Genomic DNA, 15249 nt, shown 5'->3' with positions numbered 1-15249 from the left:
ACGCCCTAGCCTGCGAACGCATCATGAACCTCTACGATATCCCGGCGCATCTTCCCTTCCTGGAATGCCTCGCATCCGGGGTGTTCCGGCAGTTCCGCGACCAGCCGCCGGAAGCCCTGTCCCGCGCCACCATCCTGCTGCCGACGCGGCGTTCCGCCCGCGGCCTGCGCGACGCCTTCCTGACCGCCGCGGAGGGTCGCGCGCTGCTGCTGCCGCGGATGCGGGCGCTGGCCGGCCTGTCGACGGAGGATGCCGACGAACTGGCGCTGCCCACGCTGCTGGAATTGCCGCCCGCGGTGCCGGCGCTGACCCGGCAGGCGGTGCTGACAAGCCTCGTGCTGCGCCTGCCGCCGCGGCATGGCGGCCCGGCGAATCCGGAACAGGCCTGGGGCCTGGCGGCCGAACTCGCCCGGATCTTCGACGAGATTGCGCTGGAGGAGCCGGACACGGAACTGCTGGCTTCGGGTTCGCCGGCGGATTTCGCGGAGACCTGGCTCGGGCGGCTCGAAACCCTGGTGCCGGAATCGCAGGCCGCCCACTGGCAGATCACCACCACCTTCCTGCGCGGCGTCGCCACCGCCTGGGCCGGCTGGCTGGAAGACCAGGGGATGCTCGATATCGGCCTGCGCCGGGTGCTGGCGCTGCGGGAGCAGACGAAGGCCTGGCAGGACAACCCGCCGGAGGACCCGGTGGTGGCCGCCGGCATCGGCGTCGGTGGCACCATCCCGGCGGCGGTCGAACTGCTGCGCGTGGTGGCGCGGCTGCCGCAGGGCGCGGTGGTGCTGCACGGGCTGGACCGCGCCGCGCTGGCGGAGATCTGGGCCGCGGTCTGCGACGCGCCGACGCATCCCTTCTGCAGCCAGGGCCGCCTGCTGCACGCCATGGGCGCGGAGTTCCGCGAGGTCGGTCGCTGGCCCGGCTGCGAGCACGTGCCGCCCGGCGGCGTGCCGAAGGCGCGACCCGAATTGCTGGAAATGTCGCTGCGGCCGCCGGAGGGCATGGCGCCGTGGACCCTGCCGGATGCCGCGCGCTGGGCGACCGGGCTGGAAGGGCTGCGCCTGCTCGCCGCCCCGGATGCGCAGACGGAAGCCGCGGCCATCGCGCTGCTGCTGCGGGAGGCGCTGGAACAGCCCGGCGCGCGGGCCGCCCTCGTCACCCCGGACCGCGACCTGGCGCGCCGCGTCTCGGCGGAGCTGGTGCGGCATGGCATCCGGGCCGATGACAGCGCCGGCCAGCCGCTGGCGCAGACCCCCACCGGCATCTTCCTGCGGCTGCTGGCGCGCTGCGTGGCGGAGGATTTCGCGCCGGTCCCGCTGCTGGCCCTGGCGAAGCATCCGCTGGCGGCGGCCGGCATGGCGCGGCCGGAGTTTCTCGCGGCGGTGCGGCTGCTGGAACGCCGCGTGCTGCGCGGGCCACGGCCGCAGGGCGGGCTGGCCGGGCTCGCCGCCGCCATCGCGGCTCTGCCGGAGACGGAGGGCAAGCCGGTGCTGCTGGCCCTGCATGCGGCACTGGCCTCGGCGCTGACCGGGGCGCTCGGCGATTTCAGCACCCGCCACGGCGCCGCCTGCCCGCCGGCGGACCTGCTGGCGGCGCATCTCGCCGCCGCCGAGGCGCTGGCCACCACCGCCGACCAGCCCGGCGGCCTGCGGCTGTACGCGGCCGACGAGGGCGAGGTGCTGGCCAGCCACATGGCGGACCTCGCACCGGCCATGGCCCTGATGCCGCCGATCGACCCGGCCTCCTGGCCCGCCTTGTTCGAGGCCAGCCTGGACGGCGTGGTGACGCGCCAGGTGCGGCTGCACGAGGCGGCGCATCCGCGGGTCGAAATCCTCGGCCTGCTGGAAGCCCGGCTGCTGTCCTTCGACCGCGTGGTGCTCGGCGCGCTGGACGAGACGGTGTGGCCGCTGGCGACCGACCCCGGCCCCTGGATGAGCCGCCCGATGCGGGCACAGTTCGGCCTGCCGGAACCCGAGGCGCGCATCGGCCGGGTCTGCACCGACTTCTTCCTGTTCGCGTGCGCCGCCCCCGATGCCGTATTCTCGCGCGCCAGCCGCCGGGGCGGAGCGCCCACCGTGCCGGCGCGCTGGCTGACACGGCTGGAGACCTTCCTGAACGGGCAGGGCCTGGCGCTGCCGGACAGCGACGCGGCGCGGATGGCGGCGGCGCTCGACATGCCGGACCGGGTGACGCCCGTCGCCCGCCCGGCGCCGCGCCCGACCCGCGCGCAGCGGCCGCGCGAGATCTCGGTGACCGAGGTCGCCGACCTGCTGGCCGACCCCTACGCCTTCCACGCCAGGCGCATCCTGAAGCTGCGCCGCCTGGACCCGCTGGATGCCGATGTCGGGGCGCTGGACTACGGCATCATCGTGCATGGCGCGCTGGCCGGCTTCATCGCCGAATTGTCGGCCGTTCCGGGCGGCTGGCCCGGGGAGGACGCGGCGCTGGAGGCCTGGGGCCGGGCCGCCGCCGAGGCGCTGGCCGCACAGGGGCCGCGTCCCGCGCTGGCCGCCTTCTGGCGCCCACGCCTCGCCCGCATCGGTGCTTTCGTGGTGGCGCAGGAAGGCGAGATGCGGGCCACCGGGCAGATCGCGCAGAGCTTCACCGAAACCGATGGCCGGCTCGACCTGGTGCGGCCGGGCGGGACCGTGACGCTGAAGGCGCGGGCGGACCGGATCGACCGGCTGGGCGACGGCACGCTGGCGATCCTCGACTACAAGACCGGCACGCTGCCGCGCCCGGACGAACTGGGGGTTGGCCGCGCCCCGCAATTGCCGCTGGAAGCCGCCATCGCCGCCGCCGGCGCCTTCGCCGGCGTGCCGCCCGCGACCGTGCGGGCGCTGACCTACTGGAAGCTGTCCGGCGGCGAGACTGCGGGCGAGGTGCGCGGCATGGTCTCCGAGCCGGCGGAGGTTTCCGAACTGGCCTCGATGGCGCTGGATCGCCTCGGCCTGCTGGTGGACCGGTTCCTGCTCGGCGACGCCGCCTTCACCGCCCGGCCGCATCCCGGCCGCAAGACCCGGGGCAGCGACTACGACCACCTGTCGCGCATCGCCGAATGGGCGGATGCGGAGGAGGATGAGGCATGAACTTGATCCTCACGCCGCGGCAGGAAGCGGAATACGAGCAGGGCCGCGCCTCGGACCCCCTGGCCTCCGCCTGGGTCGGCGCCTCGGCCGGGTCGGGCAAGACCAAGGTGCTGACCGACCGCGTGCTGCGGCTGCTGCTGGCGCCCGGGACAAGGCCGGGCTCCATCCTGTGCCTGACCTTCACCAAGGCCGCGGCGGCCGAGATGGCGACGCGGCTGGCGCGCGACCTCGGCCGCTGGGCGGTGGAGCCGGAACCGGCGCTGGCGGCGCGGCTTTCGGCCCTGCTGGGGCGGGTGCCGGAAAGGCGGGACCTGGATGCGGCCCGAAACCTGTTCTGCCGGGTGCTGGACCATCCCGGGGGCATGCGGATCAGCACCATCCACGCCTTCTGCCAGTCCCTGCTGCGCGCCTTCCCGCTGGAAGCCGGCCTCGCCCCGCAATTCGGGGTCATCGAGGATGCCGATGCCGTGGCGCTGCTGGCCGAGGCGCGCGAATCGGTCCTGTCCGGCCCGGCTCAGGCTACGGCGCTGGAGGCGCTCGCCAGCCTGGTGCCGCCGGATGCCTTCGCCAAGCTGGTGCGCGCGCTGGACCATGACCGGGAAAGGCTGTCGGAAGCGCTGCGCGGCACCGGGTCGCTGGCGGCGCTGTGCCAGGCCATCGGCCGGCATCTCGATCTGCCGGACGACGCGCAGGAGGATTCGCTGCTGCTGGCCGGCGCGCACTCCGTGCATGACCAGGCGGTGGTCGCGGCGCGGCTGCTGGAGGCCAGCCGCAACGCCAATGACCGGACGCGCGGCGCCCGCCTGATGGCCTGGCTGGAACTGGCGCCGGCGCAGCGCGCCGCGCGCTGGGGCGAATGGGCGGATTGCCTGCTGACGCAGGAAGGCACGCCACGGGCGCGGATGGCGACCAAGGATGTCGGCCCGCGCCAGGCGGAATGCGCCGAGATCCTGCGGCAGGAGGGCGAGCGCGTGGCCGGCGTGGAAGGCAGCCGCCGCGCCAGCCGCCTGCTGGCTGCGACCCGCGCCCTGCTCGGCCTGGGCGCCCCGGTGCTGGAGGGCTACCGCGCCCGCAAGCGCGCCCGCGGGCTGCTGGACTATGACGACCTGATCCTGTCCGCCCGGCAGGTGCTGCGCGACCCCGGCAGCGCCTGGGTCCTGTTCAAGCTGGATGGCGGCCTGGACCACGTGCTGCTGGACGAGGCGCAGGACAGCAACCCGGCGCAATGGGGCATCGCCGCCGCGCTGACCGAGGAATTCTTCGCCGGCTCCGGCGTCGACCGGAAGGGCGCCGCGCCGCGCACCATCTTCGCGGTGGGCGACGTCAAGCAATCCATCTACCGCTTCCAGGGCGCCGATGCCGCCGGCTTCACCCGCTGGAAGGGGCATTTCGCCGAACGCATCTCGGCGCTGGAGGAGACGCTGCGCGACGTGCAGCTCCAGGTCTCCTTCCGCTCCACCGCGCCGGTGCTGGCGCTGGTCGATGCGGTGTTCGCCGAAGGGGCGGCGCGGGATGGCGTGGTGGGCCCGGGTGAGGTGCTGCGGCATCGGCCGGACCGCGTCGGGCAGGCGGGCTGCGTCGAGCTGTGGCCGATGCTGGAAGCCGCCGAGACCGAGCCGCCGCCCCCCTGGGAGGTGCCGGAGGCGCCCTCCGCCGCCACCGGCGCCGATGCGCTGCTGGCGGAGGCGCTGGCGGCGCGCATCGCGCATTGGCTGGACAACGGGGAGATGCTGCCCGCGCGCGGCCGGCCGATGCGGGCGGGCGATATCCTGGTGCTGGTCCGCAAGCGCACCGGCGGGCTGCTGCCGCGGCTGGTGCGGGCGCTGAAGGCGCGCGGCGTGAAGGTGGGCGGCACCGACCGCATCCGCCTGGTCGAACAGATCGCGGTGCAGGACCTGCTGGCGCTGGCCGACGCGCTACTGCTGCCGGAGGACGACCTGCAACTGGCGGCGGCGCTGAAATCGCCGCTGGTCGGGCTGGATGACGACCAGTTGCTGGCGCTGGCTGCCGACCGCCGCGGGCCGCTCTGGGGCCGGCTGGCGGAGGCGCGCGGACAGGACACGCAGGAAGGACGCGCGGCGGACTGGCTGGCCGGGCTGATGGCGCGCGCGGACATCGCCCCGCCGCACACGCTGTTCGCGGAAATCCTCGGTGAACACAGGGGACGGGAAAAACTGCTGGCGCGGCTGGGGCCCGATGCGGCGGACCCGGTGGATGAGTTCCTCAACGCCGCGCTGGACTATGGCCGCCGCCACCCGCCCAGCCTGCAGGGCTTCACCGCCTGGCTGCGCCGCGGCGGGGCGGAGGTGAAGCGGGACCAGGAAGGCGCCGGCGACGCCGTGCGCATCATGACCGTGCACGGCGCCAAGGGGTTGCAGGCGCCGGTGGTGATCCTGCCGGACACCGTCGCCACCGGCCGCGACGGGGCGGAGGTGCGCTGGTACCAGCCGGCGGAGGGCCCGCCCTTGCCGCTCTGGGCGCCGAACAAGGACCACCACGCCCCGGCCTACAGCGCGCTGCTGGCCGAGGAGAAGGCGGCGCGGGCGGCCGAGGAACATCGCCTGCTGTATGTCGCGCTGACCCGCGCGGAGGACCGCCTGCTGGTCTGCGGCTGGCAGCGCAGGCGTCCCAAGGCGCGGGACTGGCCGGAGGCCTGCTGGTACGACCTGATCGCCCAGGGCTTCGGCCGGCTCGGCTGCGAGGAAGGCGAATTCGGCGGCTTCGGCGCCCCGGCGGATTGCCGCTTCGCCACCACGAGCTTCGCCCGCCTGGAAACGCCGCAGGAGGACGCACCGCGCCCCGATGGACGCGACTCGCCGCCCGCCGCCGCGGCGGACCTGCCGGATTGGGTGCGCCGCCCGGCGCCCGCGGAACACGCGGAGGATGCGCTCGCCCCCTCCGCCGTGCCGGGCGAGAACGAGGCGCCGGCCGCGGCCCCGCATGGCATGTCCGATCCCACCGGCCGCCGCTTCCGGCGCGGCCGGCTGGTGCACGCCCTGCTGCAACACCTGCCGGACCGGCCGCCGGCCACGCGGGAAGCCGCCGCGCGGGCCTTCCTCGCCCGGCGCGGGCATGACCTGCCCGAGGACGAACAGCGGGAGACGCTGGCGGAAATCCTGGCGCTGCTGGACGCGCCGGCCTTCGCCGCCGCCTTCGGCCCGGGCAGCCTGGCGGAGGCGCCGATCGCCGGGCGCATTGGCGACCGCCTGGTCAGCGGCCAGGTGGACCGGCTGCTGGTGACGCCCGGCCGGGTGCTGGTGCTGGACTACAAGACCAACCGCCCGCCGCCGGCCGAGGTCTCGGCCGTGCCGGCGCTGTATCTGCGGCAGATGGCGGCCTACCGCGCCGTGCTGTCCGGTGCCTTTCCGGGCCGGAGGGTGGACTGCGCCCTGGTCTGGACCTTCGGCGCGCGCCTCATGCCGCTTCCGGAAGACCTTCTTGACCTGCATGCGCCGCGTGCATGACGGACCGGAAGACAGGGCTTGCTTGACCCGGACCCGCACCGCCACGATCTTGCCTTCAACTGCGCCGGCCCTTCCATCTGCCCCCCACGGCCGGCGCCCGGAGACCCGCGATGAGCGAACTCACCAAGGCTGTCACCGATGACAGCTTCAAGCAGGATGTGCTGGAGGCTTCCGGCCCCGTCCTGGTCGATTTCTGGGCGGAATGGTGTGGCCCCTGCCGGATGGTCGCGCCGATCCTGGACGAGATCGCCAAGGAATACGAAGGCAAGCTGACCATTGCCAAGGTCAACATCGACGACAACCCGATGACGCCGAACGACTACGCGGTGCGCGGCATCCCGACGATGATCCTGTTCAAGGACGGCAAGCCGGTGGACACCAAGGTCGGCGCCCTGCCGCGCAGCGCGCTGAAGGACTGGGTGGCCGGGAACCTGGCGTAATGCCGGCCTATGCCGGCGCGAGCGCCTTCGCGCCGGCATAGCCCTGCGGATGCGCCACCCGCCAGTCCCAGGCGGTGCGCACGATGTCGTCCAGCGCTGGAAAGCGCGGCGTCCAGCCGGTCTCGGCGCGCAGCAGGGCGGAGGAGGCGACCAGCACGGCCGGGTCGCCCTGGCGCCGCGGGCCCAGCTCATGCGGCACCGGGCGACCGCCGACGCGCTCCACCGCCTGCATGACCTCCCGCACCGAATAGCCGGTGCCGTTGCCGAGGTTGTAGCGCACCGACCGCGTGTCCAGCAGCGGCAGCACGCGCAAATGGGCGTCCGCCAGGTCCGTCACATGCACGTAGTCCCGCACGCCGGTGCCGTCCGGCGTCGGGTAGTCCGTGCCGAACACCATCAGCGGCGGCCGCTTGCCCAGCGCGGCATCGATCGCCAGCGGCAGCAGGTGGGTCTCGGGGTCGTGATCCTCCCCGGCACGGCCCTCGGGGTCGGCGCCGGCGGCATTGAAGTAGCGCAGCGAGGCGTAGCGTAGCCCGTGGATGCGCTCGGCCCAGGCCAGCGCCTGTTCGCACATCAGCTTGCTTTCACCGTAGGGCGAGACCGGCGCGTGGCCCTGCTGCTCGTCGATCGGGATGCGCTCGGGGAAGCCGAACAGCGCGGCGGTGGAGGACATCACCAGCTTCCGGCAGCCGGATTTCACCGTCGCATCGGCGACGGCGGCCAGGGTGTTCAGGTTCTCCGCCATGTAGCGCAGCGGCTCGCGCATGCTGTCGCCGACCAGCGACAGCGCGGCGAAATGCAGCACGGCATCGAAGGGCCCGCGGGCGAAGGCCTCGGCCAGCACGGCGCGGTCGTCGCAACGCCCGGACACCAGCGCGACGCCCTGCGGCACCGCCGCGCGATGGCCCTTCGAGAGGTCATCGAGCACCACGACATCCTCGCCCCGATCACGCAGGGCGAGCACGGTGTGGCTGCCAACGTAGCCGGCCCCGCCGGTCACCAGGTATCGGCCCAAATCGATTCTCCCGCCACGGCTGCATGCGGCCGATGCGCCAACAACTGCGCAACCGGGCCGAGGGCAGTGAAGCCGAACAACTCGTCCAGAATATGGTGTTGTTTCGGCGCATCCGCCTGCGTGATCAACGCCGTGCCGCTGGCGCGGTTGCTGGCCACCGTGGCATCCATCGGGGCAGTCAAGCCGGCGCGGGCCGGCCGCCGAAGATGGCGGTGCCGACGCGGACGTGCGTTGCGCCTTCCGCGATCGCCGCCTCGAAGTCGTTGCTCATGCCCATGGACAGGATGCCGAGGCCGTGCCGGCCGGCGAGGTCCGCCAGGCGGGCGAAATGCGGCCGCGGGTCGTCCTCGGCGGGCGGGATGCACATCAGCCCGGCGATGGGCAGGCCAAGATCCTCGCGGCAGAGGCGGATGAAGGCATCGGCCTCCGCCGTCGGGACGCCGGCCTTCTGCGGCTCGTCGCCGATATTGACCTGGACCAGCAGGCGGGGCTGGCGGCCCTCGCGGGCCATGGCATCGCGCAGCGCCGTGGCCAGCTTCGGGCGGTCCAGGCTCTCGATCACGTCGGCGACCCGCACGGCGTCGCGCGCCTTGTTGGTCTGCAGGGCGCCGATCAGGTGCAGGCGAAGGTCCGGATGGTCCGCGCGCAGGGCGGTGAATTTCTGCTCGGCCTCCTGCACCCGGTTCTCGCCGAAGGTGGCCTGGCCGCAGGCCAGCGCGGCCCGGACGGCCTCCGCCGGATGGGTCTTGGACACGGCGACGAGGGTGACCGATTCGGGGGGGCGGTTGGCGCGCAGGCAGGCCTCAGCGATCCTGTCGCGGATGCGGCCGAGCTGGCTGGCGATATGGGGGAAATCCTGGGGCATGGCGCGGACGCTAGAGGCATGGTCCCGCCGGCTCAAGCCGGTGCCGCTGCCGCAACGGAGGCCGGTGGCGCGCGGGGCGCGGCTGTGGCTGGTCTCGGACCCGGTGCGGCTGCCGGACCCCTGCGCCGCGGCGGCCCGGCTGCCGCGCGGGTCCGGCGTGCTGGCGCGCGGTGCCACGCCCGCGGTGCTGGCGCGGCTGGCGGCCCTGGCCCGGCGGCGCGGGCTGCTTCTGCTGGTCGGCGGCGATGCGCGCGCGGCGCTGCGCTGGCGCTGCGGGCTGCACCTGCCGGATCGGGCCGTGGGGACGCAGGTGCTGGCCTGGCTGGCGGCGCGGCGGGGCGGCGCGCCCTGGGCCGTGCTGTCCCTGGCGGTGCATGGGCGGGCGGCGGTGGCGCGGGCGCGGCGGCTGCGGGCGGATCTCGGCTTCGTCTCGCCGGCCTTCGCGACGGCGAGCCACCCGGGCGCGCCGGCCCTCGGCCCGCTGCGCTGGTCGGCCCTGGCGCGGCGCCTGGGCCGGCCGGCCGTGGCCCTCGGCGGTGTCACGGCCGCCACCGCGGGACGCCTGACATGGCGTGGCGCCGGGCGGGCGGCGGGTCTTGCCGCCATCGGCGGGCTGGCGGCGCGGCGCGCCTGAATGGGCGGCGCGGCGCGCCTGAATGGGCGGCGCGGCGCGCCTGAATGGGCGGCGCGGCGCGCCTGAATGGGCGGCGCGGCGCGCCTGAATGGGCGGCGCGGCGCGCCTGAACGGCCGGTTCAGAATTGATACGCGTCCCGCGCATGCGGCTCACAAGCCGGGACCCGTCCCACACGGCGTTGTGTCCCGCGCGCAACACTGTCTCAAGGAAGTCGCGACGCTCGGCTTTGGCCGGTTGCCCGGAGCGTAACCACCGGACCATTATCCGCCCGGGCTCGACTGCTGCCAGGGGGGAACCTGGTAGCGGCGTCCTGCCGAGGGGGGCAGGCGGGTCGTCGCATGCCGGGGGCCACCCGGTGCAGGAGGAGGTTTTTGAATATGCGCAAGATTCTGCTGGGCACCACTGCGGTGGTTGGCGCCGCGCTGCTGGGCATGACGGGCGCCCAGGCGCAGACGGCTCCGACGGTTCGCGTGGGCGGCTACTTCGAGTTCACCGGCGGCTACGTCAACGACGACAACGACAGCAGCGCCATCACCCTGACGGCCCCGGGCCGCCCGAACGAGACGGTCAGCCGCGACAAGTTCGATTTCCGCTCCGACATGGAAATCAGCATCATCGTGCGCGGCAAGGCGGCCAATGGCCTGTCCTACGGCGCCGAGATCGAGCTGCAGATGGACGCGAACAACACGTCCTCGACCGCCATCGACACCGACGAGATGTGGGGCTTCATCTCCTCCCCGACCCTCGGCACCCTGCAGTTCGGTGACCAGGACAGCGCCGCCGACCAGCTGAAGGTCGCCGCCCCGGGCGTCACGAACCTCGGCGAATCGGGTGGCTGGGACGAGTTCATCGCGCCGGGCGCCGATGGCACGCGCTACATCCTGTCGACGATCAACGACGGCAGCGACTCGACCAAGATCATCTACCTGTCCCCGCAGTTCTTCGGCTTCGACTTCGGCGTGAGCTACGCGGCGAACCAGTACGAGGGCGAGAACTTCCTCGTCGGCGGTTCCAGCACCGTTCTGCAGCGCGACCCGAACGCCGGCTCGATCCGCAACGAACTGTCCGGCGCCATCCGCTACCGCGGCAGCTTCGGCAACGTCGGCGTGGCCGCGGCCTTCTCCGCGATGCGCGGCAATGCGCCCGACAGCCACAGCGCTGCCGTGCAGCTGCAGGACCCGAACGCCTACCAGGCCGGCCTGAACCTGTCCGCCTTCGGCGTCACCGTCGGTGGCCACTACATGTGGGGCAAGTACGCGGGCGCCTCCTTCGGCCGCGCCGGCATCCGCGATGGCCTGGGCAACTCGTCCAACTGGACGCTCGGCGCCACCTACCGCGCCGGTGCGATCGCGGTCGGCGCCTTCTACTCGCTCGGCCAGCGTGACAACGGCAACAACCTGTCCGATCGTGAGCAGCGCGCCATCGGCGTCGGTGCGGTCTACACCATCGCGCCGGGCCTCGAGGCGTTCGCGAACTACACGAACATCTCGGACGAGAACATCGCCAACAACGCCCAGAACCCGACCTCGATCGTGACCCGCAACCGCGACATCGACGTGTTCATCCTGGGCACGCGCCTGGCCTTCTGATCCCGCAAGGATCATCGCGACGAAGGGGGCGGCGGGGAAACCCGCCGCCCCTTTTTCTTAGGGTGCTATCCCGCGTTACAGACCCGCACTTTGCGCGGCGGCGCCGTGGCGCTAAACATCGCGCCAGGAAGGGCCCCGCCGGGCCGGGATGGAGAGCATGCGCCTGACGCAATGGATGATGGTGGCCCTCACGGGCACCGTGCTGGCCGGCTGCGGCTCGCTGGGCGACAATGTGCGGACGCCGGGGCTCGATGAATACAGCTCCGACCGCCGTCGCGACCAGGTGCGCGGGCGGCTCGGCGGCACCGATGGCATCCTGATCTTCGGCACGGACCGAAGCCAGCAGCGTCCCGGCGCCGGCCAGGATGGCGGCGGCATCGGCGTCAATGCCTATCTGTGGCGCGCGTCGCTGGATACGCTGTCCTTCATGCCGCTGTCCTCCGCCGACCCCTTCGGCGGCGTGCTGATCACCGACTGGTATTCGCCGCCCGGCAGCCAGGGCGAGCGCTTCCGCGCCACCGCCTATGTGCTCGGCCGCCAGCTGCGCTCCGACGGCGTGCGCATCGCCCTGTTCCGGCAGGAACTGCGCGGCAATGCCTGGGTCGACGTGCCGGTCGCCGCCAGCACCGCGGCGGAACTCGAGGACCAGGTGCTGAACCGGGCGCGGGAGCTGCGGGCGCAGTCTGTGGCCGCCTCCGGCTGAGGGGCCGCCTCCGGCTGAGGGGCCGCCTCCGGCTGAAGCGCCGCCTCCGGCTGAGGGGCCGCCCTTCCCAGGGGGGCCGGGGAGGATTATGCCTGTGGCTCAACCCCAGGCCATGCACCGCAGCACGATGAACGAGATTTCCCCGGCCCACCCCGCTGGCCAGGACCCTGCCCAGAGCCAGCCGGCGCGGCACGACTTCGCCGCGGCCGAGCCACGCTGGCAGGCCGAATGGGACCGCCGCGGCTGCTTCAGCGTGCCCGACGTGCCGCCGCCGGGGGCGCGGAAATACTACGTGCTGGAGATGTTTCCCTACCCCTCCGGCAAGATCCACATGGGGCACGTCCGCAACTACACGCTGGGCGACGTGGTGGCGCGCTACAAGCGCGCCCGCGGCCACCTGGTGCTGCACCCGATGGGCTGGGATGCCTTCGGCCTGCCGGCGGAGAATGCGGCGCGGGAGCGTGGCGTGCATCCCGGCCAATGGACCTACGACAACATCGCCAACATGCGCACCGAGCTGAAGCGCATGGGCCTGTCGCTCGACTGGTCCCGTGAATTCGCCACCTGCGACGTGGGCTACTACGGCCAGCAGCAGAAGCTGTTCCTGGATTTCTGGAAGGCCGGCCTGGTCGAGCGCAAGGAAAGCTGGGTGAACTGGGACCCGGTGGACGGGACCGTGCTGGCGAACGAGCAGGTGATCGACGGCCGCGGCTGGCGCTCCGGCGCGCTGGTCGAGAAGAAGAAGCTGTCCCAGTGGTTCCTGGCCATCACCAAATACGCGCCGGACCTGCTGGAGGCGCTGGGTGGGCTGGACCGCTGGCCCGAGCGCGTGAAGCTGATGCAGTCCAACTGGATCGGCCGCAGCGAAGGCGCGCGGGTGCGCTTCCGGATGGCGCAGCCAGTGGCGGATATCGTGGAGGCGAAGGTGTTTACCACCCGCCCGGACACGCTGTTCGGCATGAGCTTCCTGGCGGTTGCCGCGGAACACCCGCTGGCCGCCGCCGCAGCCGCCGCCAACCCGGACGCGGCCGAATTCGTCGCCGAATGCCGCCGCATGGGCACCAGCGAGGCCGCCATCGAACAGGCGGAAAAGCGCGGCTTCGACACCGGCTTCCGCGTGGTGCATCCCTTCACCGGCGAGACCTTCCCGGTCTGGATCGCCAACTTCGTGCTGATGGAATACGGCACCGGCGCGATCTTCGGCTGCCCCGGGCATGACGAGCGGGATTTCGAATTCGCCCGCAAATACGGGCTGACCATCAAGCCGGTGGTGCTGCCGCCGGGGGCCGACCCGGCCGGCTTCGCGCTGGGTGATGCCGCCTATACCGATGACGGCACCATCTTCAACTCGGACTTCCTGGACGGGCTGCCAGTGCCGGCGGCGAAGCGCGCGGTGATCGCGCGGCTGGAGGAAGCCGGCCAGGGCACCGGGGTGGTGAACTGGCGCCTGCGCGACTGGGGCGTGTCCCGCCAGCGCTACTGGGGCTGCCCGATCCCGGTCATCCATTGCGACGATTGCGGCGCGCTGCCGGTGCCGGCGGACCAGCTTCCGGTGGAACTGCCGCAGGATGTGGACTTCTCCCGCCCCGGCAACCCGCTGGACCACCACCCGACCTGGAAGCACGTGGCCTGCCCGAGTTGCGGCAAGCCGGCGCGGCGGGAGACCGATACCTGCGACACCTTCGTCGACAGCTCCTGGTACTTTGCCCGCTTCTGTTCACCGCATGCGGCCGAGCCGGTCACGCAGGACGCGGTGAATGCCTGGCTGCCGGTGGACCAGTATATCGGCGGCATCGAGCATGCGATCCTGCACCTGCTCTACAGCCGGTTCTTCACGCGCGCGATGCAGGCCACCGGGCATCTGGCCGTGGCTGAGCCCTTCGCCGGGCTGTTCACCCAGGGCATGGTGCAGCACGAAAGCTACAAGGGCCCGGATGGCCGCTGGCTGTACCCTGAGGAGGTGGAGTTCTCACTCGCCGCCGATGGCACGCGCAGCGCCACGCTGAAGGGCGGCAACGCCCCGGTGACCATCGGGCGCGTCGAGGCGATGTCCAAGTCGAAGCGCAACACCGTCGATCCCGGTGCGATCATCGGGCGCTATGGGGCGGATACGGCGCGCTGGTTCATCCTGTCCGACAACCCGCCGGAGCGGGACATGGAATGGACGGAATCCGGCGTCGCCGGCGCCTTCCGCTTCACCCAGCGGGTCTTCCGGCTGGCCGCGAACGCGCTGCCGATGCTGCCCGCGGCCGGAGCACCCCCGGGCCAGGCGACGGGGGCGGCGAAGAAGCTGCGGCAGGTGACGCATCGCAGCATCGTCGCGGTGACGGAAGCGCTGGACAGCTTCGCCTTCAACGTCGCCGTCGCGCGCATCCATGAATTCGCCAATGCGATCGGGGAGGCCGAGGCGGCTTCCGGCGCGGAGGGCATGGGCCCCGCGCGGCGGGAGGCGCTGGAGATGCTGGCGCGCCTGTCCGCGCCCATGATGCCGCATCTGGCGGAGGAGCTTTACGCGCTGCTCAACCCGGGCGCCTCGGCACTGGTTGCGGAGCTGCCCTGGCCGGAGGCCGAGCCGGACCTGGTGCGGGCGGAGACGATGACGCTTGCGGTGCAGGTGCTCGGCAAGCTGCGCGCCACCATCGAGGTTCCGGTGCAGGCGGCGGAGGCCGACATCTTCGCCCTGGCCGAGGGCGACGAGAACGTGCAGCGTGCGCTGGGCGGCAAGCCGGTGAAGAAGCGGATTCATGTTCCGGGGCGGGTGGTCAATTTCGTCGTCTGAACCTTTGGGGCGTCGCGGGCTGCTCGCCCGGACGGGCCTCCTGGCCGGAGCCTTGGGCCTTGGCGCCTGCGGTTTCCGGCCGCTGTATGGCAGCGGAGGCACGCCGCCCGGAACGCCGGCGGTGCGGGCGCAGCTGCAGGGCGTGCGGGTGGAGGTGCTGCAGGAGCGCTTCGGCCAGTTGCTGCGCCGCGCCCTGTACCAGCGGATGGGCCAGGATGTCGGCGGCCCGGGTGCGGGCGAGGTGCGCTACCAGTTGCGGGTGGCGCCGGTCCTGCAGCAGGAGGCCGTTGGCATCCAGCGCGACGGCACGTCCTCCCGCGTCCGCACCATCGGCACGGTGAACTGGCTGCTGGCACAGCCGGGGCCGCCGCCGGTGACGCTGGCCTCGGGTGTCGAGCGGAGCATCGAGGCCTACAACATCCCGCCGAGCCAGTTCTTCGCCTCCGACAGCAGCCGCGAATTCGCCGAGCAGCGCCTGGCGGAGACGCTGGCGGACCTGACGGTGACGCGGCTGGCGATCTTCTTCCGGCAGCCCGACACGGGGCTGGTGGCGCCGGCCGACCCGTCGCCGCCGGTCGTGCCTCTGCCTGGCGCCGATCTCACGCCAGTCGACCCCGCGGCGCGCGGCCTGCCGCCGGGGCTCGGCACGCGCTTCCGGTAGCGGTGCCGCGGA

The 15249-nt window shown here is 72.9% G+C and carries 11 protein-coding genes; 8 read left to right on the top strand and 3 right to left on the bottom strand.

Features of this window, described 5'->3' with window-relative positions:
* Positions 1-23: 23 nt before the first annotated feature.
* The 3 genes from addB (at position 24) to trxA (ending at position 6990) form a co-directional block, all read left to right on the top strand.
* Positions 24-3086 carry a double-strand break repair protein AddB gene (gene addB, locus ACFHPP_RS06915; protein WP_437162531.1) on the top strand — a complete coding sequence of 1021 codons (3063 nt, stop codon included), beginning with the start codon at positions 24-26 and terminating at the stop codon, positions 3084-3086.
* Positions 3083-6550 (top strand): double-strand break repair helicase AddA, encoded by a 3468-nt coding sequence (gene addA / locus ACFHPP_RS06910; protein ID WP_437162530.1) that lies wholly within the window; start codon positions 3083-3085, stop codon positions 6548-6550. The genes addB and addA overlap by 4 nt, the downstream gene beginning before the upstream one ends.
* A gap of 110 nt (positions 6551-6660) precedes the next feature.
* Positions 6661-6990 carry a thioredoxin TrxA gene (gene trxA, locus ACFHPP_RS06905; protein WP_437162529.1) on the top strand — a complete coding sequence of 110 codons (330 nt, stop codon included), beginning with the start codon at positions 6661-6663 and terminating at the stop codon, positions 6988-6990.
* Between the two features lie 7 nt (positions 6991-6997).
* On the opposite strand, the gene galE is transcribed toward trxA, so the two are convergent.
* The 3 genes from galE to ACFHPP_RS06890 are packed head-to-tail and all read right to left on the bottom strand — an operon-like array spanning position 6998 to position 8870.
* On the bottom strand, positions 6998-8005 hold the full coding sequence (gene galE / locus ACFHPP_RS06900) for a UDP-glucose 4-epimerase GalE (RefSeq protein WP_437162528.1): 1008 nt from the start codon (positions 8003-8005) through the stop codon (positions 6998-7000).
* On the bottom strand, positions 7987-8175 hold the full coding sequence (locus ACFHPP_RS06895) for a hypothetical protein (RefSeq protein ID WP_437162527.1): 189 nt from the start codon (positions 8173-8175) through the stop codon (positions 7987-7989). Before ACFHPP_RS06895 ends, galE begins: the two co-directional genes overlap by 19 nt.
* 8 nt (positions 8176-8183) lie before the next feature.
* Complete coding sequence (locus tag ACFHPP_RS06890) at positions 8184-8870, bottom strand: YggS family pyridoxal phosphate-dependent enzyme (RefSeq protein WP_437162526.1); 687 nt, start codon at positions 8868-8870, stop codon at positions 8184-8186.
* On the opposite strand from ACFHPP_RS06890, the gene ACFHPP_RS06885 reads away from it, so the two are divergent.
* The 5 genes from ACFHPP_RS06885 (at position 8869) to lptE (ending at position 15237) form a co-directional block, all read left to right on the top strand.
* Positions 8869-9504 (top strand): thiamine phosphate synthase, encoded by a 636-nt coding sequence (locus ACFHPP_RS06885; protein WP_437162525.1) that lies wholly within the window; start codon positions 8869-8871, stop codon positions 9502-9504. The two genes, ACFHPP_RS06890 and ACFHPP_RS06885, sit on opposite strands and share 2 nt — an antisense overlap.
* A 378-nt stretch (positions 9505-9882) precedes the next feature.
* A complete protein-coding gene (locus ACFHPP_RS06880) occupies positions 9883-11094 on the top strand; it encodes a porin (RefSeq protein ID WP_437162524.1) in 1212 nt (403 codons plus the stop codon).
* A gap of 157 nt (positions 11095-11251) precedes the next feature.
* Positions 11252-11797, top strand: a complete 546-nt coding sequence (locus ACFHPP_RS06875) for a DUF3576 domain-containing protein (RefSeq protein WP_437162523.1) — start codon at positions 11252-11254, stop codon at positions 11795-11797.
* A 127-nt stretch (positions 11798-11924) separates the two neighbouring features.
* Positions 11925-14576 (top strand): leucine--tRNA ligase, encoded by a 2652-nt coding sequence (gene leuS, locus ACFHPP_RS06870; protein ID WP_437162735.1) that lies wholly within the window; start codon positions 11925-11927, stop codon positions 14574-14576.
* A 121-nt stretch (positions 14577-14697) separates the two neighbouring features.
* Positions 14698-15237, top strand: coding sequence for an LPS assembly lipoprotein LptE (gene lptE / locus ACFHPP_RS06865; protein WP_437162522.1), 540 nt, complete (start codon positions 14698-14700; stop codon positions 15235-15237).
* Positions 15238-15249 lie beyond the last annotated feature (12 nt).

It is taken from the genome of Falsiroseomonas sp. E2-1-a20 (genome assembly GCF_051433195.1).
In the GTDB taxonomy this organism is placed as follows: Bacteria; Pseudomonadota; Alphaproteobacteria; order Acetobacterales; family Acetobacteraceae; genus Falsiroseomonas.
Note: the sequence above shows the minus strand (reverse complement) of the source record. Positions and strands in the feature narration are given on the sequence as shown.